General features: G+C 51.4%; 20 protein-coding genes. 2 read left to right on the plus strand and 18 right to left on the minus strand.

Features of this window, described 5'->3' with window-relative positions; all coding sequences use genetic code 11:
* Positions 1-80: 80 nt before the first annotated feature.
* The 14 genes from EV209_RS13590 to EV209_RS13655 all read right to left on the minus strand — a co-directional run bounded on the left by EV209_RS13590 (position 81) and on the right by EV209_RS13655 (position 12,062).
* Positions 81-749, minus strand: a complete 669-nt coding sequence (locus EV209_RS13590; RefSeq protein ID WP_130436017.1) for a hypothetical protein — start codon at positions 747-749, stop codon at positions 81-83.
* A 127-nt stretch (positions 750-876) separates the two neighbouring features.
* Positions 877-1,671: an RnfABCDGE type electron transport complex subunit B gene (locus EV209_RS13595; protein WP_130436018.1), complete on the minus strand. Its 795-nt coding sequence runs from the start codon at positions 1,669-1,671 to the stop codon at positions 877-879.
* A 10-nt stretch (positions 1,672-1,681) separates the two neighbouring features.
* Positions 1,682-2,257 carry an electron transport complex subunit RsxA gene (rsxA, locus tag EV209_RS13600; protein ID WP_130436019.1) on the minus strand — a complete coding sequence of 192 codons (576 nt, stop codon included), beginning with the start codon at positions 2,255-2,257 and terminating at the stop codon, positions 1,682-1,684.
* Entirely contained in the window at positions 2,254-2,952 is a 699-nt protein-coding gene (rsxE, locus tag EV209_RS13605; RefSeq protein ID WP_130436020.1) for an electron transport complex subunit RsxE, read from the minus strand. Before rsxE ends, rsxA begins: the two co-directional genes overlap by 4 nt.
* Complete coding sequence (locus tag EV209_RS13610) at positions 2,949-3,587, minus strand: RnfABCDGE type electron transport complex subunit G (protein ID WP_130436021.1); 639 nt, start codon at positions 3,585-3,587, stop codon at positions 2,949-2,951. The genes rsxE and EV209_RS13610 overlap by 4 nt, the downstream gene beginning before the upstream one ends.
* The gene (locus EV209_RS13615) at positions 3,577-4,518 is read right to left on the minus strand and encodes an RnfABCDGE type electron transport complex subunit D (RefSeq protein WP_130436022.1); all 942 of its coding nucleotides are present in this window, start codon (positions 4,516-4,518) and stop codon (positions 3,577-3,579) included. The genes EV209_RS13610 and EV209_RS13615 overlap by 11 nt, the downstream gene beginning before the upstream one ends.
* 16 nt (positions 4,519-4,534) lie before the next feature.
* Positions 4,535-5,863 carry an electron transport complex subunit RsxC gene (gene rsxC / locus EV209_RS13620; protein ID WP_279387340.1) on the minus strand — a complete coding sequence of 443 codons (1,329 nt, stop codon included), beginning with the start codon at positions 5,861-5,863 and terminating at the stop codon, positions 4,535-4,537.
* A 173-nt stretch (positions 5,864-6,036) separates the two neighbouring features.
* Positions 6,037-6,198, minus strand: coding sequence for a rubredoxin (rd, locus tag EV209_RS13625; protein ID WP_130436023.1), 162 nt, complete (start codon positions 6,196-6,198; stop codon positions 6,037-6,039).
* 79 nt (positions 6,199-6,277) lie between these two features.
* A complete protein-coding gene (locus EV209_RS13630; RefSeq protein WP_165388935.1) occupies positions 6,278-7,156 on the minus strand; it encodes a YhfC family glutamic-type intramembrane protease in 879 nt (292 codons plus the stop codon).
* Between the two features lie 89 nt (positions 7,157-7,245).
* The gene (locus EV209_RS13635) at positions 7,246-7,692 is read right to left on the minus strand and encodes a VanZ family protein (RefSeq protein ID WP_130436025.1); all 447 of its coding nucleotides are present in this window, start codon (positions 7,690-7,692) and stop codon (positions 7,246-7,248) included.
* A gap of 1 nt (position 7,693) precedes the next feature.
* Positions 7,694-8,704: an NAD(P)H-dependent glycerol-3-phosphate dehydrogenase gene (locus tag EV209_RS13640; protein ID WP_130436026.1), complete on the minus strand. Its 1,011-nt coding sequence runs from the start codon at positions 8,702-8,704 to the stop codon at positions 7,694-7,696.
* An 11-nt stretch (positions 8,705-8,715) separates the two neighbouring features.
* Positions 8,716-9,360: a glycerol-3-phosphate 1-O-acyltransferase PlsY gene (gene plsY, locus EV209_RS13645; protein WP_130436027.1), complete on the minus strand. Its 645-nt coding sequence runs from the start codon at positions 9,358-9,360 to the stop codon at positions 8,716-8,718.
* A gap of 1 nt (position 9,361) precedes the next feature.
* Positions 9,362-10,687, minus strand: coding sequence for a ribosome biogenesis GTPase Der (gene der, locus EV209_RS13650; protein WP_130436028.1), 1,326 nt, complete (start codon positions 10,685-10,687; stop codon positions 9,362-9,364).
* On the minus strand, positions 10,680-12,062 hold the full coding sequence (locus EV209_RS13655) for a DUF512 domain-containing protein (RefSeq protein WP_130436029.1): 1,383 nt from the start codon (positions 12,060-12,062) through the stop codon (positions 10,680-10,682). Before EV209_RS13655 ends, der begins: the two co-directional genes overlap by 8 nt.
* Positions 12,063-12,207: 145 nt before the next feature.
* Here EV209_RS13655 and EV209_RS13660 point away from each other — a divergent pair, with 145 nt between their 5' ends.
* Positions 12,208-13,401 carry a ribose-phosphate pyrophosphokinase gene (locus EV209_RS13660; RefSeq protein WP_130436059.1) on the plus strand — a complete coding sequence of 398 codons (1,194 nt, stop codon included), beginning with the start codon at positions 12,208-12,210 and terminating at the stop codon, positions 13,399-13,401.
* Positions 13,402-13,528: 127 nt separating this feature from the next.
* On the opposite strand, the gene abc-f is transcribed toward EV209_RS13660, so the two are convergent.
* Entirely contained in the window at positions 13,529-15,223 is a 1,695-nt protein-coding gene (gene abc-f / locus EV209_RS13665) for a ribosomal protection-like ABC-F family protein (protein ID WP_165388936.1), read from the minus strand.
* Between the two features lie 390 nt (positions 15,224-15,613).
* Positions 15,614-16,453: a helix-turn-helix domain-containing protein gene (locus tag EV209_RS13670; protein WP_165388937.1), complete on the minus strand. Its 840-nt coding sequence runs from the start codon at positions 16,451-16,453 to the stop codon at positions 15,614-15,616.
* Positions 16,454-16,565: 112 nt separating this feature from the next.
* On the opposite strand from EV209_RS13670, the gene EV209_RS13675 reads away from it, so the two are divergent.
* A complete protein-coding gene (locus EV209_RS13675) occupies positions 16,566-17,897 on the plus strand; it encodes a hypothetical protein (RefSeq protein ID WP_130436032.1) in 1,332 nt (443 codons plus the stop codon).
* 211 nt (positions 17,898-18,108) lie between these two features.
* Here EV209_RS13675 and smpB read toward each other — a convergent pair whose 3' ends face one another.
* Together smpB and rnr are read right to left on the minus strand one after the other, a co-directional pair.
* Positions 18,109-18,576 (minus strand): SsrA-binding protein SmpB, encoded by a 468-nt coding sequence (gene smpB, locus EV209_RS13680; protein WP_130436033.1) that lies wholly within the window; start codon positions 18,574-18,576, stop codon positions 18,109-18,111.
* Positions 18,577-18,598: 22 nt separating this feature from the next.
* The gene (gene rnr, locus EV209_RS13685; RefSeq protein ID WP_130436060.1) at positions 18,599-20,701 is read right to left on the minus strand and encodes a ribonuclease R; all 2,103 of its coding nucleotides are present in this window, start codon (positions 20,699-20,701) and stop codon (positions 18,599-18,601) included.
* Positions 20,702-20,703 lie beyond the last annotated feature (2 nt).

Genomic DNA, 20,703 nt, shown 5'->3' on the forward strand with positions numbered 1-20,703 from the left:
TTATAAATAACACCTTGGTAAATGTCAACAAATAATCATCAAAAGCATCATATCATTTGTTTACTTTTTTCTTGTACCATTTACAATGACACGTATTTTCGAATATGCCCGTCCGGGTCTTTTTCAAAATGCTGCAGCAGATCACGCCGCCCAAATTTTTTGGCAATACGGCACGCTGCCATACGAATTTTCGGAGCCGGATGTTCTGCCATAAGATCATACAGCTGCAAATAGTTTTCCGGCGTGCAGAAATCTGCCAAGTGCTCTGCAATAGCAATCTTGGCGCTGTCCGTACCGCAGGTTCGATACAGGTTTAAAGTTCGCTCCAGATTCTCTTTACTTTTTTCCACGCCGTCAAGGACCTGATAGAAATAGCAGCCCAGCCAGCTGCGGCAGCTCTCCAGACAAGCAAAAATCTCCTCGTCCGCAATTTTAATTTTGCCATTAACAAGATGATCCAGGGCTGTTGTGACAAGAAACTTTTCTTTGCTCTTGAGAGCCTTCAGCAGATCGGAACTCAGCTCAGAAGATTCCGCGAAGTCAAATATCACGGACAAGACATATCTCCGCTTGTACTTGTCCGCAGATGCTATATACTTTTTCAGCAGCTCATACGCCTCATGGGTGCCTGCAAGCCGAAGGGCTTCGCATGCCAAAACAAAAGTCTGCATATGGGGCGAATCCATCATTTCACTTAACTCTGCAAAAGAAAGATTTTCAGGCACATCCTGTCCATTCACCCTTTTCATCCGCCTGCCTCCAATAGAAAGAACAAATTATTTCTTATAAGCAGAAAGCGCGGGCTTCCCCACGCTTTCCTGCTGTATAGGATACTGCCTTCCCTATGCAATAAAACCCTCCAGGGGGATTTTTTCATTACCGCATCACAATTACATGAGCCGGACATTTCTCCGCGCATTTCCCGCAGCCGGTACATTTCGCATAATCAATATGCGCCAGGCTGTTGGTCACTGTGATGGCCCCGCTTTCGCAGACCTTGGTGCACAGCGTACAGCCGATACATCCTGCCTCACAGGCTGCGCGCACGTTTTTGCCCTTATCCCGGGAGCTGCACCGCACCAGATAGTCAGCGCCATACGGCACCAGCTCGATCAGATGGTTGGGACAGACTGCCATACACTTGCCGCAGGCCTTACATGCCTCCGCATCCACCACAGCCACGCCGTCCACCACATGAATCGCGTCAAAGGGGCAGGTGCGCTGGCAGCTGCCATAGCCCAGGCAGCCGTAGCTGCACCGCTTATCCCCATGCCCCGGCACCACAAAGACCTGCCGGCAGTCCATCTCCCCGTAATACTCGTACTGCTTCACTGTTTTTTCACGGCTGCCTGAACAGCGCACAAAAGCAGTCATCCGCACAGCCTCCGCGCCTTCCACACCCATGACTTTGGCGATCTGCTGCGCCACTTCCGCCCCGCCCACCGGACAGGCATTCACTGCCGCGCTGCCGGAGGCGATGGCGGCGGCCAGGCCGTCGCAGCCCGGGAAGCCGCAGCCCCCGCAGTTATTCCCCGGCAGCAGCGCCCGCACCAGCTGTTCTTTTTCATCCACATCCACCTGGAACTTTTTCCCGGCCACGCCCAAAAACAGGCCGATCAGGAGGCCCAGGACTCCTACTACCGCAACCGCGGTCAATATTCCTGCTAACATCCCGCACCTCCTATATTAAACCGGAAAAACCGATAAATGCAATGGCCATCAGACCGGCGGTGATCAGCACAATAGGCGCGCCCTGAAATGCTTTCGGCACGTTGTTGTGGGCGATCCGTTCCCGGATGCCCGCCATGATCACAATGGCAATGGTAAAGCCCACCGCGGTGCCCAGACCATTGATCACGCTCTCCAGAATTCCATATTCATTCTGCACATTCAAAAGCGCCACACCCAGCACCGCGCAGTTCGTGGTGATCAGAGGCAGATATACGCCAAGCGCGCTGTACAGCCCAGGGCTGCTCTTTTTCAAAAACAGCTCCACAAATTGCACCAGAGCAGCGATCACCAGGATAAATACAATGGTATTCAAGTATTCCAGATGAAACCGGACCAGCAGATAATTGTAAATCACGCTGGTGCACAGGGAAGATAGGGTGATGACGAAAATTACCGCGCCGCCCATGCCTGCCGCCGTTTTCACCTGCTTGGATACGCCCAGGAAAGGACAAAGGCCCAGGAACTGGCTCAGTACCACATTGTTGATCAGCGCAGAGCTGATCAGAATCAAAATCAGAGTTTTCATTTTTCAGCCCCCTCCTCTTCTTTTCTGTCGCCGCAGCCGGAAGATCCGCAGTGCATGCAGTCTCCGCCGCAGGCCTCCTGCTTCTTGCCAGGAACATTGGTGGCGGAACGCAGCTTCAGCTTATTCTGCAGCGCAGTCAGCATAGCCAGCACAAAAAACGCGCCGGGAGCCATGACAAAAATCACGATGGGCTCATATGCCTCCGGCATGATCTGAAAGCCGAAAATACTTCCGCTGCCCAGAAGCTCACGGAACAGGCCGATACAGGTGAGGCCCAGGGTGAAGCCCAGGCCCATGCCAATCCCGTCAAAAATAGAGGCAACCGGACCGTTTTTTGATGCGTAGGACTCCGCTCTTCCCAGAATAATACAGTTTACCACGATCAGAGGAATATAAATTCCCAGAGAGTCATAAAGGGAGGGAATAAAACCCTGCAGCAGGAGCTGCACGATGGTCACCAGAGACGCCACAATTACAATATACGCAGGGATTCTCACTCCGTCCGGAATGATTTTCCGCATCAGAGAGATCACCAGATTGGAGCAGGCCAGAACCACCATGGTGGTCAGACCCATACCCAGGCCATTGATGGCGGAGGTGGTTACCGCAAGAGTGGGGCACATTCCCAGCATCAGCACAAAGGTAGGATTCTCCTTGATCACTCCGTTAAAAAGACGTTCGCCTATTTTATTCATTTTCCCGCCTCCTTTGCCGCATCCGCAAAATATACGCCGGCGTTCACCGCACGGGTCACTGCTTTGGATGTGATGGTGGCCCCGGTGATCGCCTGGATCTCAGCACCGCCCGGCTGGCCGTTCTTCACAACGGAAATCTCCTGCCCGCCTTTTCCGGCATACTGGTTCAGGAAGGAGGAATTTACCGCATTGGCTCCCAGTCCCGGAGACTCGCTGTGGGTGAGAATCTGCACGCCCATCACCTTTCCTTCCCCGTCGACGCCTATGGATACGCTGATATTTCCGCCGTAGCCTTCCTTGGTCAGCACCGTCAGCACATAGCCGATCTGATTTCCGGAAGCGTCCAGCGCCTGTTTCGCTTCTGTAACAGAAATTTTCTCCCAGTCCTTGCCTCCGGCAGCAAATAGGCCGGCTGAATCAGCGGCGAAGGCTTTCAATTCTTCTGTTTCTTTAAAATCAACGGCTGCAGCAAATACTTTTTGATAGGCTTTCAGGCTGGCCTCTGCCTTCTGTTTTTCAATGGGATCCAGGGTAATCTGGTAAACCAGGCCCAGCAGCAGGCCGGAAATCAACGTAATTGCGCAAAGGACCATCGCATTTTTGAGGATATTGCTCTTTCCCTTTTTACCTGCCATCTGCTTTGCCTCCCTTCCTGCCAAAAGCTCTGGGAACAGTGATCTTTTCCATCAGAGGCACCAGCATATTGCCGATGATAATCGCATAGGACACGCCTTCCGCCGAAGGCCCGAAGATTCGGAACACCCCCGTCAACACGCCCAGCAGCAGGCCGAAAAGCACCTTTCCGCCGGTGGTGATAGGACTGGTCACATAGTCTGTAGCCATAAACCAAGCGCCGAGCATCAGGCCGCCCCCGCAAAGCTGCGCCGCCAGATAAGTCCAGTCCGCGCCGTGTCCGCCGAAAATCAGGACAAATACTGCGAAGCTTCCGATATAGGTCACCGGAATCCAGAGCGTTATCACCCTCCTGATCACCAGATAGAGCGCGCCCAGCAGAATCGCCACAACAGAAACTTCGCCGATGGTCCCAGAAATATTTCCCGCGAACATTGCAAGCACATCCACAGATTCCCCCGCCTTCAGGGCTGCCAGCGGCGTGGCGGAGCTGATGCCGTCCACCGCGAAATCAGTCATATGGCCCGCAAAGGATATCAGAAGGAAACATCTCGCTGCCAGGGCCGGATTCATGAAATTCTGTCCCAGGCCGCCGAACAGCTGCTTTACCACCAGAACAGCAAATATCCCGCCTATTACAGGGATCCAGACCGGAATCTCCGGCGGCATATTCAGCGCCAGCAAAAGTCCGGTGATCACTGCGCTCCCGTCGCTGATTGTAACAGGACGCTTCATTCCCTTTTCAAATATGTATTCTGTCAGCACACAGGCAGCCACTGTCACCAGGATCACCAGGGCCGCATACCATCCAAACCGGTAAACTCCGAAAATCGTGGCCGGCATCAGCGCCAGAATCACATCCCACATCATCTGCCGGACGGTTGTCTTCGCCCTCACATGAGGCGAGGCCGAAACATGTAATAATTCACTCACTTGTTTTGCCCTCTCTTTATCCTTTTTTCTTTCTGCTTGCCATCACGCTTCTGCGCATCTGCCGAAACGCCTGGGTCAGCTGCCGTTTGGCGGGACAGACGAAAGTACAGCTTCCGCACTCACAGCATTCCATGCCCTGCAGCGCTTCAAAGCCTGCTTCATCAAAATTCTCCGCGCAGTCCATCATTTTCTGGGGAATCAGGTGCTCCGGACAGGCGGAAACACATCTTCCGCACCGTATGCAGGGCGTTTCCGCCTCCTGCGCCACCATATCCTTTGAAAAACAGGTCAGCGCGGAAGAGGTTTTCGTCACCGGCAATTCGGTAGAAAACAGAGCAATTCCCATCATCGGGCCCCCGGAAATGATCTTTTCAGGCTGAACCTTGAAGCCTCCCGCAGCATCGATCAGCTCCTGATAGCTGGTGCCGGTGCGCACGCTGAAATTGCAGGGAGAAGCAACCGCATCTCCGGTCACAGTAATGATCCTCCGGATCAGCGGCTTATTCTCACAGACCGCCCGGTATATGCTGATCGTCGTATCTACATTGCAGACAATACAGCCTGCGTCGGAAGGGAGCATAGAGGAATTGATTTTCCTTCCGCTGACCGCATAGATCAGCATACGCTCCGCGCCTTGAGGATATTTTGTTTTCAGCGGCATTACGCTGATCCGTGAATCCTCTCCCACCGCCTGGCGGACAGACTGAATGCCTCTGGGCTTGTTGTCTTCCACCGCAATCACGCCCCGGGCATTGTCGAACAGGGAGAGCAGAATTCTGAGCCCCTCCACGATCTGCTCCGGCGCTTCCAGCATCATCCGGTAGTCAGAGGTCAAATAAGGTTCGCACTCCGCTCCGTTCACAATCACGTAGCTGATCGCAGCGTCATCCTTAGGCGAGATCTTCACATGAGTGGGAAACCCTGCGCCGCCCATGCCCACAATTCCGGCTTCTTTTACAATGCTCCGGATATCCTGGGGAGAAAGGCCGTGCCAGTCCCGGGGAGTTCCAAAACCTTCCACTGTTTCAAACAGCCCGTCATTTTCCACTATCACGGACATCACCTGTTCCCCAGACACCATCAGTCTGGGCTCCACCGCCTTCACCGTACCGGATACGGAACTGAATACATTGGCGGAAACAAAGCTGCCTGCCTCCCCGATCTTCTGCCCTACCAGCACCCGGTCGCCTTTTTTCACCAGAGGCGCCGCCGGGGCGCCGATATGCTGAGACATCGGATAGACAGTATCTCCTTTTGTTACCAGTTCGCGCACCGGCTGGTCCATAGAAAGTTCCTTCCCGCCGTCCGGGTGGATTCCACTTCTGAAAGTTCCTTTGCCAGCCAAAATTTCCTCACTTTCTTCTGCTCTCAGGCAGAAATCATATTTGTCTTATATTGTAGCATAATATCAAAAAAAAAGGAAGCAGTAAAACAACAGTTGTTTTACTGCTTCACAAAATGTGATATTCCGTGAAATCCGGCAAATATTGTTACAATTTTATCAAACCGGCAGGATTCTCACGCTTCTTCGGAAAATTCGTCCTTACCCACTCCGCACAGAGGGCAGACAAAATCATCCGGAACATCCTCCCACTTCGTCCCGGGCGCAATGCCGTTTTCCGGGTCCCCGGCCTCTTCATCATAAATGTAGCCGCATACATCGCATACATATTTTTTCATTACAAACACCTCCGAATATTTTTGATAAGTGAATTATATAGCACATGGATTTCAATTACAACCCCTGAGTGAAAATTTCTTAATTATTCCGGCCCCTGTCCGCCAGCCGCAGCGCCCACTTAGGCAGTTTCTCCCGAACGCGCTCCACATCCTCCGGCATAGTCCTGGCATATAAGCGGAACGCCAGATACGAAGCTCCTGCCGCCAGTACCAGCAGCGTCCCATCGTATATCACATAGTACAAAAGAGTCCGTTCTACATTGATCATACTGAACACGCGGAGCAAAAATTCAATCACAAATCCCAAAGCCGTCCATTTCAAGGATATGCGTTTTGTAAATGCCAGGTAAAACAGCATCCCCTCTGCAAGTCTCGCCACAAAGGCCAGAAGCAGTTCCAGGAAAGAACGTAAATAAATCAGGGAATTTGAATTCAGCAGCGTTGCCTGCAGCCCTGCCAGAGTGCTTTCCACCTGATCCGCCGGTACATCCTGCATCAGAACTTCCAGGCCTGTGGAATTGATTCCAAATGCCAGCATCAGATTTCCAAGAATGGTCATGGCAGCCAGCGCCACTGCTTCCGTTCCTGTAAAGGCGATTGAAAAAGCAAACATATCCGCGCCTGACCGGTTCCTCGCCATAAAGAAACGAATCACCACCCACATGGAAAAGTAAGCGCATACGGAATAAATCAGCCCGCTGATACAAGCCCAGGCATTGGGATTGCTGTCTACAAATTCAGCCATCCCATTCACATAACCCAGGGGCAGCGTAAACAGCATCGGCAAAGCCATTGAACAGAGAACATAGGTCAGGATTCCCAGCATCACACATTTAAATTCCATCCGAAGCTCATCGCTCAGCTTTCGGAACAGATATATGGGAACAATGATCAGCATCAGGATCGTCAGCCCCATCAGTGCGATTGTCAGATTCGGCACTTTCTGTGTCATATCCATGTTTCTTTTTACCTCCAAAACTTCCGGCGCCCGGCCGGACATACTGTTATTACTATAACGAAGGCTGATTTGATTGTCAAATGAATTCTTTATAAATTCTTAATCTTTCCCGCTGCCCATGCCAGGAAACATCCTGCCAGCACGCCGGAAAAATCCAGAACCACATCGCTGACCTGACCGGAACGCCCTTCCACGAACAGCTGCAGCGTTTCATCCAATACCGGCGTCAGCAGCCCCAAAAACAACACCGGCCATTTCCTCCATGCAGACTCAGGAAACCACATTTTCCAGGTTTTTGAAAGCAGCAGGCCCAGAGCCGCATATTCCGCGAAATGGGCTGATTTACGGATCACATGCTCAGTCAGCCATTCTCCCGGCAATCCCAGAAAGCTCAGGACATTCTGCAAAATATCCAGCGCAAATCCGCTGTTGCCTGAGGATACCGTCCCGGGAAGCGCGGAATTTCCAAAAATAAAACAGGTGAATCCGGCTGTCAGCGCCAGCCAGATCCACTTGGTATCTCGTTGTTTTTTCATATCATTTCTCCCAGGGAAGCGTGTTGCTCTCGATCCGCTTATCCCGCAGCATCAATTCTTTTACTGCCTCGCCCGGCGTCTTCCCGTCAAAAAGCACTGCATTGACCTGTTCCACGATGGGCATGGCTATATAAAACTTTCTGGACAGGGCCAGCGCCGCCTTGGCGGAATAAACGCCCTCCACTACCATATTCACCTCGTCCATGGCTTCCTGCATGGTCTTCCCCTGCCCGATCAGGATGCCGGCCCGGCGGTTGCGGCTGTGCATGCTGGCGCAGGTTACAATCAGATCCCCAATGCCGGAAAGGCCGGAAAAGGTTTCTGCTTTGCCTCCCATGGCCACTCCAAGGCGGGTGATTTCCACGATTCCCCTGGTGATCAGGGCCGCTTTCGTATTATCCCCATAGCCCAGGCCGTCCGCAATGCCTGCGGCCAGGGCAATCACATTTTTCAGCGCTCCCCCCAGTTCGATTCCCAGAATATCCGGGCTGGTGTAGACACGGAACACCTGAGACATAAAGAGATTCTGCAGGTATTCCGCTGTCTTTTTAGAGGAGGCGCCCACCACGCAGGTGGTAGGAAGGCCCCGGCTCACCTCTTCCGCATGGCTGGGCCCGGACAGCACCGCAGCGTCAGCCTGAGGCAGTTCTTCCGCGATCTGTTCCGTAAGCGTCATCAGCGTGCTCTCTTCAATGCCCTTGGCCACGTTGACAATGATCTGGCCTTTCGGAACATAGGATTTCATTCTGGAAGCCGTGCTTCTGGTATACACCGACGGTACCGAAAGCACGAGGACGTCCCTCTCTTTGCAGGCCTCCTCCAGATCCCCGGTTACCAGGATGCCTTCCGGGATCTTCACTCCGGGCAGGTTTCTGTGAGACCGGCGCTGAGAAATTTCCTTCACCTCTTCTTCCAGCGCAGACCACAGGATCACCTCATGACCGTTGCTAAAAAGAAGCACCGCCAGGGCAGTTCCCCAGGTTCCCGACCCGATTACTGATACCTTTGCCATATCGCCCTCCGTCACTCTTCTTTTTTATGGAAGCTCAGCTTGTTCTCCGTGCCTGCAATCAGGCGTTTGATATTAGCCCGATGGCGCCAGATTGCCAGCAGCATCCAGAACAGGCCCAGCAGATAAAATTCTATCTTTCCTGCCGGAGTGAGACTGTAATAGCCCAGCTGTCCGAACACCAGCATACAGATCCATACTACAGTCACCACCACAATGGACCCCAGAGAAACAAATCTGGAAACTGCAACCACAATGATAAACGCCGGAAGCCCAATCGCCACAACTTTCCAGTCCATGGCAATGACCAGGCCCGCAGTGGCGGCGATTCCCTTCCCTCCCTTGAAGTTCAGATAGAAAGGATAATTATGCCCTAACACAACGCCGATTCCGGTATACATCATATAAATATATGCCGCTTCTGGTTCTGTATTCCCGAAAATCAGCCGCACAGCCAGACAGGGGATCAGTGTTTTCAGCATATCCCCCAGGAAAACAATAAGGCCTGCTTTTATTCCCAGCACTCTCAGCGTATTGGTAGCCCCGGAATTGCCGCTGCCTTTCTGGCGGATATCAACACCATGCATCCTCCCGTAAAGATATCCTGTCTGGAACAGGCCGAAACAGTAACCGATGATCAGACATACTATGCGCCACATTTCACTCTTTATCCTTTCTTTCCCGTATAATGAACCGCAGACAGGTGCCCTTAAAGCCGAAGGCATTCCTGATCTGGTTTTCGATATATCTTGTATATGAAAAATGCATCAGCTCTTTGTCATTGACGAATATGACAAAGGTAGGGGGCTTAACTGATACCTGGGTGATATAATACAGCTTCAGGCGTTTCCCCTTATCGGAAGGCGGCTGCTTCATCGCCACAGCCTCTGTCATGATTTCATTGAGCACGCCGGTGGCCACCCGATGGTTCTGGTTCTGGATCACCATATCCACTGTCTCAAACAATTTTCCCAGACGCAGCCCGGTCTTGGCAGAGACAAAGACGATCTCCGCATAGCTCATATACGCGAACTGCTCCCGGATTTTCTCGGTAAAACGGTAAATGGTCTTGTCGTCTTTTTCTATGGCATCCCATTTATTCACTACCAGAACCACGCCCTTACCCCGCTCATGGGCGATTCCGGCGATCTTGGTATCCTGATCCGTTACGCCTGCTTCCGCGTCAATGACCACCAGCACCACATCCGCCCGCTCCACTGCGGAAACAGTGCGGATGATGCTGTAGCGCTCCAGCTCTTCTTTGATCTTGCTCTTGCGCCGCAGGCCTGCGGTATCGATCATCACATACTCCCGGCCGTCCCAGACAATATCCGTATCCACCGCGTCTCTGGTGGTTCCCGCGATATCAGACACGATCACCCTGTTTTCTCCCACCAGCTTATTAATAATAGAAGACTTCCCTACATTAGGCTTGCCTACGATGGCGATGCGGGGGCGCTCATCCTCCGCTCCGTCCTCAGAATCCTTCGGAAAATACTTCACCAGCTCGTCCAGCATATCTCCCAGCCCCAGCATGGAAGCTGCGGACACCGGCACAGGATCACCGATGCCCAGGTTATAGAATTCATAGGTATCCGCCATGAATTTCTGGAAGCTGTCTACTTTATTGACTGCCAGCAGCACCGGCTTCTTGCTGCGGCGCAGCATATCCGCCACCTTGGCGTCCGCGTCCACCAGGCCCTGGCGCACGTCCACCAGAAAAATAATCACATCCGCCGTGTCAATGGCAATCTGCGCCTGCTCCCGCATCTGCGAAAGAATCACATCTTTGGAATCCGGCTCAATGCCGCCGGTGTCGATCAGCGTGAAATGATGGTCCAGCCAGGTGCATTCCGCGTAAATCCTGTCCCGCGTCACGCCGGGGGTATCTTTTACGATGGAAATCTTATCGCCGGCCAGCGCGTTAAACAGGGTGGACTTTCCCACGTTGGGGCGGCCCACAATGGCTACAATCGGTTTACTCATCCGTTCTCTCCTTCAATTCATAAGCCTGATAATCAGGCATATTTCCGTTCTCTTCCTCCAGGCCCAGGATTCCGTACACCAGAGCCTGCCCGCTTGATTTTACAATATGCACCGGGACTTGTAAAGCGGTTTCTGCATCCTTTTTTGTGAGATCATCCAGAAAAACCTCTTCACCGCTGCGAAACATATTCTCCGGCAGCAGAAGCCGTTCCCCCAGATCCCGTTCTTTCAGCTGGGCGATGAGGTCCCGGCCCGTCACCAGCCCGGACACAGTGATCGTCTCCCCGAAAAAATCGTTCCGTATGGCCCGGACCTCCGCCCTGGTGTTGGGATATTTCTTCCGGATCTTTTCCACAATCTCCTCCAGAAACGGCGCCGCCAGCCTGCCGGTCGCCAGGGTAACTTTGCGCTCCGCCCGGTCTCCGGGAAGAACCCGTATTGCTTCTTCAGCCTCTTCCAGCAGAAGCCGCACCATGCCCACGCCGTTTTCCAGCTGGATATATCCGTCATAGCGTTCCGCCTCAGGAAGGGGACGTCCTGCCAGAATATAAAATTCATCGCTGGCCTGGACAAAGTGAATGCCGAAACATTCCATAAAATGCTTCTGCCACTTCTCAATGAGGTCGATGGTCTGCTCCGCCTGTTCCCTGGTGAAAGGCTCCAAAGGATATAATCCCTTCCTGAATTTGCTGAGCCCCACAGGAACCACCGAAAGGCTCTGCATCTGCGGCACATATTTTTCCAGCTCAGCGATTGTATATTCCAGTTCCGGACCGTCATTCACCCCGGGGCACAGCACAACCTGACCGTTCATCTCAATGCCGCCCTCATACAGCCTGTCCAGCTTCTTCAGGGCTGATCCCGCGAAACGGTTATGAAGCATCATGCAGCGCAGCTCCGGGTTCATCGTCTGCACAGAGACATTAATGGGGGATAAATGGTATTTCACAATCCGTTCCAGATCGTGATCCTTCATATTCGTCAGCGTCACATAGTTCCCCTGCAGAAAGGACAGCCTGGAATCATCATCTTTAAAATACAGCGTATCCCGCATCCCCGGAGGCATCTGGTCGATAAAACAGAAAATACATTGATTGGAACAGGATCTATAATCATCCATCAGGCCGTTTTCAAAAACAATGCCCAGATCCTCCTCAAACTCTTTTTCTATTTCCAGCTCCCACTCTTCCCCGTCAGCCTTTCTCACCAGCATTAACAGATATTCATCATTAATCAGGTAATGATAATCAAAAACATCTTCTATTTCGTTGTCATTGACCGCCAGCACCACATCTCCCGGCTCCAGTTCCAGTTCTTCCGCGATAGATCCCGGTTCAATGGAAGCGATCACATGGCCTTCCTGCTTTTTCTTCATTATAATCCTCCTGCGTCTTCTGCAGTCTTTACCATTTATTATCATATCAGTTTCCGGAGAATTTGTCAAAACCTCCTCTTAATGCTTGACGGATTGCCGAAAGCTGGTATAAAATGTAGCTGTAATGAACTTACCATTGGAGGAAATCATGGCTGAATATACTTTTGAAGACACTATTCCTGTAGCGCCGCTGAAAATCGCGGCTCTGGAAAGCTGCCGGGAACTGGCAGAAAAGGTCAATGAACACATCATTACTTTCCGCCGTCACGATGCGGAAGCGCTGAAAAAGAAACAGAAAAGTATTGAATTCCGCGGATACGACGCGGATACCTATCTGATGAACCTGAAATGCTCCCGTTTCGGATCGGGGGAGGCAAAGGGGATGCTGATGGAATCCGTTCGGGGCGCGGATGTTTTTGTGATGGCCGACGTAACAAATTACAGCCTCACCTATTCTCTCTGCGGGCAGATTAACCACATGTCCCCGGACGACCACTATCAGGATATGAAGCGGATCATTGCTACCTCAATGGCTTCTTCTCACAGGGTCAATGTGATTATGCCATATTTATACGAAGGCAGACAGCATAAACGCAATCGCAGAGAATCTCTGGACTGCGCCACTGCTCTGGAGGAACTGACCAATATGGGAGTTGCCAACATCATCACCTTTGACGCCCATGATCCGAGAGTGCAGAACGCCATCCCTCTCCATGGATTTGATAATTTTACAGCTCCCTATCAGTTCATGCAGACTCTTTTGAGCAATGACCGTTCCCTGAAAATCGATAAGGAACATCTGATGGTGATCAGCCCTGATGAAGGGGCGATGAACCGTTCTGTCTATTTTGCCAACAACCTTGGCGTCGATATGGGGATGTTTTATAAACGCCGGGATTATTCCACAGTGATCAACGGCCGCAACCCCATTGTGGCTCATGAATTTCTGGGATCTGACGTATCCGGAAAAACTGTGATTATTGTGGACGATATGATCGCTTCCGGAGAAAGCATGCTGGATACTGCAAGAGAGCTGAAAGAAAGAAAGGCGGAAAAGGTCATTGTCTGCTGTACATTCGGCCTGTTCACCGAAGGTTATGAAAAATTTGACCTGTACTATGAAAAAGGATATATCGATTACATTATCACCACAAACCTGAACTATCATGAACCGGAGCTGGAAAAGAAGCCCTGGTATCTGGAAGCGGATATGAGTAAGTACCTTGCCGTGATCATCAATACTCTGAACCACGACACTTCCATCGGAGACGTGCTCAATCCCACCGAACGCATTCAATCCCTCGTTAAACGGTACTGCCAGGGGCTGCCAAGCGATTGATTCGATATTGTTCCGCTACAGCAAAACGCCGGTTTCTAAGACAGAAGCCGGCGTTTGTTTATCACAAATATTTCTGGACAAAATTCTTATATCAGGAAACTGTACCGCAAAAGCCCTCAATGCTTCATTATGGATTCCTCAGCTTCTCTGTTACTTCCCAGAACCGCCGTTCCAACTCCTCCTTTTCTTCCGGAGACTTTGCCCGGGCCAGCTGCCCGGCCAGCCGAGCCTGTTCCAGTTCCAAAAGCAAACGGTCTTCTTCTGTAAGTTTACCTGCCTGGCCAGGTTTTAGATTTCCTCTTCTCTTCTCCGATTCTTCAAATTGTTCAAGGTTACCATGAAATTTATATATTTTACGATCTCGTATCACCAGCAAGTCATCCGCCGTCCGATTCACCAGTTCTCTGTCATGTGACACATACAGCACGGTGCCTTCATAGCTTCGGATCTGTTCCTGCACAGCTTCCATGGACGGCAGATCCAGATAATTGGTGGGCTCATCCAGGAGCAGCACATTAGACGCGGACACCAGGAGCATGGCCAGGGCCAGTTTTACTTTTTCTCCTCCGCTGAGTAATCCGGCCGGCTGATTCAGACTTCCTGACGAAAACAATAATCCGTCCAACACGGCCCGCACTGCCGCTTCTGTCTGTACGCTGTTTTCCAGCACGTTATCCAGAACGCTGCGGCGGCGGTTCAGCTCCGCCAGATTCTGTGTCAATATGCCCAGTCGGGCCTTAGGCACGATCCTGATGGGATTTTCCATATCCTGCAGAGTCTTTGCACCGCCGATTAAACGCAGCAATGTAGTTTTTCCGCACCCGTTGGGGCCGATAACAGCAGTCTTCCTGCCGTTTGTCACAGAAAAAGATGTATCTGAAAAAATGACTTTTCCTGTGGCTTCATAAGAAAAACTGAGGTGGCTCGACTGAATTACTCTCTTATTTTCCGGCGGATCAGTACGTTCAAAACACAGGCGGATTTTCAAAGGTTCTCTGGGCTTTTCTCTGACCTCCAGATGGGCGGCCCGCTTTTCTGCGTTGACAGCTGCCTGATGCATGCTCTTTTGCTTTCCACCATAATTTCTTCCTACAATACAGAGAAAATTCCTCATTCTGGCTTCTTTGGGGTCCATCCCCCTGGGAACCTTAACCATACGTTGGGCTTTTTTCCTCTTTTCTTCCGCCACCTGTTCCAGCCTGCTCTTTTCCTTTTGATATTCCAGGTATTCCAGTTCCTTCCGCCTGCGCTCCTCCTGTCTGCTCTGTGCATAATCAGAATAAGAGCCTGAATATTTTCGGATCTCTCCCTCCTCAATTTCCCATACAGAACTGCAGATCTGATCCAAAAATGCTCTGTCATGGCTGATACATAAAAATGTCTCGGCCTTACCCAGCAATTCTGTGAGCATTCTGATTCCTTCTATATCCAAATTTGCCGTAGGTTCATCCAGAAAAAGAATATGGCTGGGCCTGCAAAGCGCCCGGGAAAGTTTCAGCCGCATTTCTTCTCCGCCGCTGACTTCCGTTTGTTTCGCCGCCTCCCTTACCTTCCACAATTTCTCAGCCTCTCCTGGCAGCCCTTCGGCCCAGTCCTCCGTTTCACACTCCTGCCGGCAAAAAGATACCGCCCCTTTCCGGACCACCGATCCCTCATCAGGTTCCAGATCTCCGGCCAGCAGCCGCAGCAGCGTGGTTTTTCCGGAGCCGTTGGCTCCTACAATTCCGATCTTGTCCCCAGTATAGACAGACAGTTCTTCCGCCTTTACAATCAGACGGTCCCCATAAAATTTCTTTAAATTTCTTCCTTCCAGCAATAACAAAAAAATCCCTCCTGCCTGAAAGCCGGAAGAATCTTCAAACGCCATGATGCCGCACAACAGCTCCGTCCTGTCCGTTCCACAGGGCAGGACAAAACATAAAGAATCCGGCTCGCCGGACTCGCGCACTGAAGCGCGGTTCCTTTAGGGGCCATATTTCCTTAGCGTGTAGTGCGCATCCCCGGAGGGTTTTGTTTCATAGGAAACACAGCTTCCTATGAAACAAAGCAGGCAGGTTTCCCCTGCGCGCTATGGCATGATCCGATTTTCCGGCAGATTTCTGCAATCAAACGAGAACCTCTGTGGTTCTTATGCATCAATATCAGCTGCCATACTCACCGAATCAACATGTACCAAGCACCTTTCAGGATTACCTGCCCTTTCTTTTTTCTGTTAATTAATATACCCTCCTTCTTTTATACTGTCAAGAACTTTTCGATTTTCTTCCCGCTTTATTCCCGCTGCCTGCAGAAGACGCCTGTATCTGCCCGGAGGACATCCCTCCCATTTTTTAAACTGCCGGCAGAAAAAGCAGGGGTCTCCATAGCCCAGCTTTTCGGCGATTCGTTCCACACTGTCCCCGGAATCCCTCAGCAGCAATTTTGCCTGATTAATCCTTACGCCAATCACATATTCTGACAGAGGTTTTCCTGCCGTGCCGGCAAATATGCGCCCGAAATAATCAACGGAATATCCAAATTCCATCGCCAGATCTGCCAATCGGTATTTACCTCCGGGATTCTGCTGAATCCGCCGGCACAAAGCCTGGATCTGGCTGCCCGCCGGAGTCTGAATTCCTCCAGATGCAAGCCGGTCCTGTCCGGAAATCTCATCTAAAACAGACTGGAGCCAATGTCCGGCTTCCTCCTCCCTGCTCCCGTTCCAGGCATCCAGGATTTTAAATAGAAGCTGCCTGACAAATTCGAATTCCCGCAGCTGTCGAAACAGCGGAATTTCTTCCTCCAGGCACGCGGGTGTCCCATCTCCTTTTAGAACGTCAAAGTGTAAGTGGATCACCGTCATGCGGTTCTGGAGATTCTGCCTGCCTATATAATGTCCTCCCGGCCGCAGAAGCATACAAGACCCTTCCGATACCAGAAATTCCTGATCCTCTACTGTAAGAACCCCTTCTCCCTGCAGCACTGTCCACAGATCATAATCCGGCAGCGGATACCTGGACGTATCCCACTCCCAGTCTCTTCTGCACACGGTCATGCCACAGGAATGAATCATAATTTTTCTCTCTTCCATAACGTCATAGTACAATATCTTAACGCAATAATCAATAGTTAACCCGGCGTTTTTCTAAGATAATAAAATCAGTTTAAAAAAGGAGGTTTCTATTGTGAAAACGAAAATCAAATTTGTCCTTCAGGCAAAGCCTGAGAACACCCCCGGCTGGCCCCATATCAATTTTAATTACCGGCAGGCCGCGGACCAAATGCTTTCTGTCATGCAGGCCAGGATGCCTGAAGCCTGCTTTGATACCCTGATCACCTCTGACGAGCAGGGCGCCCGGGACAGTTTTGCGTCTGACCGGGAAAATTATGACGGGCTTGTTCTAATCACCGCAACCAATAACCCCACCCTCTATCATGCTTACTGCGATCTGGCGGACACACAGTTTCCCGTCATCATTGCAGATCTACCTCACGGCGGAAGCGGCGCTTTTCTGAACGCCGCAACCAGAGTGTACAAAGAAAATCTGCCTGTCGGCCTGGTTTCCTCAATGGACTACAGAGATCTTGCCGAGACCGTACAGATTATTGAAGTGCTGAAAGAGCTGAAGGAAAATAAAATACTGATCGTCAGCGACAATCCTGACAATCCCTTTTTCTCTTCCGCCAAGCGGGAAGGGCTGGAAAAGCACTGGGGTGTGGGATGCGTCATCAAAAACAGCGCCGATGTATTCAGCCTGTATGACAGCATTCCTCTCGGACAGGCAGAAGCGCTGGCTGACCGTTGGCTGAAAGACTGTATCCGTCCTGTAGAACCCGACCGGGCGGAAATTGTCCGCAGCGCAAAGCTGTATTATACTCTGGAAAAATTAAAAGAACAGGAGGGATGCTCTGCTGTCACGGTGGATTGCCTCAGCCTTTTTTACGGCAACAGAATGAAGGCATACCCCTGCCTGGCTTTTTTTGAAATGTTGAACAACAAAGAAGTGGGGATCTGTGAAGCTGATGTGGATTCTGTTCTCTCCGCACTGATCTCCCGGTATGGCTTCAACCGCCCCGGCTTTGTGTCTGATCCGGTGATCGATACCTCCAGCGGACAAATCATCTATGACCACTGTGTATGCAGCAGCCGTATGTCCGGCTATGATGACCCCAGATCCTGTGAATATTATATCCGCAGCCATGCGGAAGACCAGAAAGGCGCGTCTGTTCAGACTTTGCTTCCGCTGCAGCAGCCTGTCACTACATATCGTTTCAACACAGACTGCCATGCATTCTGCATCCACAGCGGCACTGCTGTAGGCAATGTGGGCCTGGACAGAGGCTGCCGTACCAAGCTGGCGGCAGAGAGCAATGTGCGCAGCATTATGAAAAACTGGAATATGGATATCTTCGGATGGCACAGAGTGACTGTATATGGGGATTGGAGGGATAAGCTGATGAACCTGGCCCGCATGAAGGGAATGCGGATTATTGAGGAAGACGAAGGGCGTTTCTGAACTGCGGTCTTTGCTGTGGGGGGGAGGCACGGAGAGTCGCGGAGAGGGAGCAGATAAAACTCCTGCGGCTCCATGCCTTACGGCTATAGCCGCCTCCGTTTTATCTGCCCCCTCTCTGCCGGGGTTGCTTCCGGCCGCTCCGTGCCTTATGGCTATCGACGCATCTGTTTTATCTGCCCCCCTCTGCGGGGGGCTGGCTGCGTGAATTTACTCAGCCTAGATTCCTGATTTTAAATTCTTTTTCTGCTTCTCTTTTCTGGTCTTTTTTGGCGATGTCCTGGCGTTTGTCGTAAAGCTTTTTGCCTTTTGCCAGGGCAATCTGCATTTTTACCAGGCTGCCTTTGAAATAGACCTGAAGCGGCACCACAGTATATCCTTTTTCGGCGGATCTGCCGATGAGCTTGTTGATCTCGCTGCGGTGCAGCAGGAGCTTCCTGGGGCGGAGAGGGTCTTTGTTGAAGATATTGCCTTTTTCATAGGGGCTGATGTGCATGCTATAGACGTACACCTCTCCTTTTTCCAGCCGGATGAAGGATTCCTTCAGGCTGCAGCGGCCCATCCGCAGGGATTTCACCTCTGTGCCCACCAGCTCCATCCCGGCTTCAAAGGTATCTTCAATAAAATAATCATGCCTGGCTTTTTTGTTATTTGCAATCAGTTTTATACTTTCCTTGCCCATATTTCCAATCCTACCTCCTCTGTCAGATCCGGCTGTTAGCCAGCCGGAAATCTATGGTCCGCAGAACGGGATCAGCCTGTTCTACAACAATTCTGACCCGCTGGCCCAGCTTGAATTCCCTGCCGCTCATTTCTCCGGTCAGGCTGTAACTCTCTTCCCGGAACTGATAATAGTCATCCTCCAGGCTGTTCACGTGGACCATGCCCTCCACGGTATTGGGCAGCTCTACATAAAACCCATAGCCGGTCACCCCGGAAATCACACCTTCCAGTTCTTCGCCCAGATGTCTTGTCATATACTGTGTCTTTTTATATTTTTCCACATCCCGTTCGGCTTCTTCCGCACGGCGCTCTGTGCTGCTGGACTGCAGCGCCACCCCGGGAAGAATTTTCCGGTAGTGGGCCTGTCTCGCTTCGTTCAGCTCTCCATGCAGGTTTTCCTTGATAATCCTGTGGATCTGCAAGTCAGGATACCGCCTGATGGGCGAAGTAAAATGGCAGTAGTATTCTGCCGCCAGGCCGAAGTGGCCGTTTCCCTCCACATCATAGCGCGCCTGCTTCATGGAGCGGAGCATCAGCCTGCTGATCAGCGGTTCTTCCGGGGTATTCTCCACCCGGTCCAGCAGGGCCTGAAGCTTTTTGGGATGGATGCCCTGCCCGGAAATATGGAGGCTCAGGCCAAAGTTATTGATAAAAGTGGCAAAACTCTGAATCCGGTCTTCATCCGGTTTTTCATGGACTCTGTACAGAAACGGCTGCTGCTGCCAGTAATAGTCCTCCGCAATGGTCTCGTTGGCGCTGAGCATAAAGTCTTCGATCAGTTTTGTTGCGGAATTCCGTTCATAGGGTTTTATCTGTGTGGGGAAACCTTTTTCATTTAATAAGATTTTGGATTCAGGGAAATCGAAGTCTATGGAGCCCCGCTTTCTCCTGCGTTCCCGGATTAGAGAGGAAAGCCTCCCCATTCGCAAAAACAGTGGCGTCAACGCTTCATATTCCCGGCATACCTCAGGATCTTCCTCCTCCAGGATCTTCTTCACCGCAGTGTAAGTCATGCGGCGGTCTGAACGGATCACTGCTTCTGCAATCTCATGGCCCAGCATGGCGCCCTTTTCATCCAGCTCCATGATGCAGCTTAAAACAAGCCGGTCCACACCTTCATTCAGAGAGCAAATCCCGTTGGAAAGCCTGGGCGGAAGCATGGGGATCACCCGGTCCACCAGATACACGCTGGTGCCCCTTTTCAGCGCTTCCCGGTCCAGGGGCGTTCCCTCTTTCACATAGTGGCTCACATCAGCAATATGGACCCCCAGGAAATAGTGGCCGTCTTTTTCTTCCAGCGTCACCGCATCGTCCAGATCCTTGGCATCCTCGCCGTCAATGGTCACCGTCTGCAGATGCCGGAGATCTTTTCTTCCCTGCAAATCCCGGGGCTCAACCTCTTCTGGTATGTCCTCCAGCTGCTCCAGAACTTCCGGCGGAAAATCCATGGGAATATCGTAAGCTTTCGCGATGGATAAAATATCTGTGCCGGGATCTGTAATGCTGCCCAGAATTTCTTTGATTTCTCCCTCTGGGTTTTTCCCCTCCTCTCCGTAAGAAAGGATCTGGGCAACCACCTTCTGGCCGTTCTCCGCATTCATGGATTTCCCTTCCGGAATAAACAGGTCGGAGGAGAACTTCTGATTGTCCGGAATTACAAATCCATAGTGCCTGCTCTTCTGATAAGTTCCCACAATTTGAGAAACAGCATGCTCCAGAATTTTCACGATCCGGCCTTCCGCCCTGCGCTGCCCGGACGCAGGCCTCAGCACCGCGGCCTGCACCAGGTCTCCCGGCATGGCATTTTTTGTTTCTCCTGCGGGTATAAACAAATCCTGATTCAATTCATCGGATTCCACAAACCCAAAACCTCTGACATTGCTGACAAAACGGCCGTTTATCACTTCCTGCCCAGGTTTTGTATATTTTCCCCGGGACGACAGGCCGATCTTCCCTTCTGCAACCAGAATATCCAAAACAGTTTTCAGCTCTTCTCTTTTCTCCTTGGGAATGCCCAGCAAAATCGCCAGTTCTTTGATTTTCATCGGCCGGTACTGCGGGTCCTTCATCAAAGCCGTCAGCATCT

The organism is Cuneatibacter caecimuris (genome assembly GCF_004216775.1).
GTDB classification, from domain to species: domain Bacteria; phylum Bacillota; class Clostridia; order Lachnospirales; family Lachnospiraceae; genus Cuneatibacter; species Cuneatibacter caecimuris.

Coding starts and splice junctions, on each gene's coding strand:
- EV209_RS13635 (WP_130436025.1), bottom strand. CDS start 7,692: ATGAAAAAACAACGAGATACCAAGTGGATCTGGCTGGCGCTGACAGCC.
- EV209_RS13670 (WP_165388937.1), bottom strand. CDS start 16,453: ATGATTCATTCCTGTGGCATGACCGTGTGCAGAAGAGACTGGGAGTGG.
- rsxE (WP_130436020.1), bottom strand. CDS start 2,952: ATGAATAAAATAGGCGAACGTCTTTTTAACGGAGTGATCAAGGAGAAT.
- rsxA (WP_130436019.1), bottom strand. CDS start 2,257: ATGAAAACTCTGATTTTGATTCTGATCAGCTCTGCGCTGATCAACAAT.
- smpB (WP_130436033.1), bottom strand. CDS start 18,576: ATGGGCAAGGAAAGTATAAAACTGATTGCAAATAACAAAAAAGCCAGG.
- EV209_RS13610 (WP_130436021.1), bottom strand. CDS start 3,587: ATGGCAGGTAAAAAGGGAAAGAGCAATATCCTCAAAAATGCGATGGTC.
- rnr (WP_130436060.1), bottom strand. CDS start 20,701: ATGCTGACGGCTTTGATGAAGGACCCGCAGTACCGGCCGATGAAAATC.
- EV209_RS13595 (WP_130436018.1), bottom strand. CDS start 1,671: ATGTTAGCAGGAATATTGACCGCGGTTGCGGTAGTAGGAGTCCTGGGC.
- plsY (WP_130436027.1), bottom strand. CDS start 9,360: ATGTGGCGCATAGTATGTCTGATCATCGGTTACTGTTTCGGCCTGTTC.
- rd (WP_130436023.1), bottom strand. CDS start 6,198: ATGAAAAAATATGTATGCGATGTATGCGGCTACATTTATGATGAAGAG.
- EV209_RS13655 (WP_130436029.1), bottom strand. CDS start 12,062: ATGAAGAAAAAGCAGGAAGGCCATGTGATCGCTTCCATTGAACCGGGA.
- EV209_RS13640 (WP_130436026.1), bottom strand. CDS start 8,704: ATGGCAAAGGTATCAGTAATCGGGTCGGGAACCTGGGGAACTGCCCTG.
- EV209_RS13630 (WP_165388935.1), bottom strand. CDS start 7,156: ATGGATATGACACAGAAAGTGCCGAATCTGACAATCGCACTGATGGGG.
- der (WP_130436028.1), bottom strand. CDS start 10,687: ATGAGTAAACCGATTGTAGCCATTGTGGGCCGCCCCAACGTGGGAAAG.
- EV209_RS13590 (WP_130436017.1), bottom strand. CDS start 749: ATGAAAAGGGTGAATGGACAGGATGTGCCTGAAAATCTTTCTTTTGCA.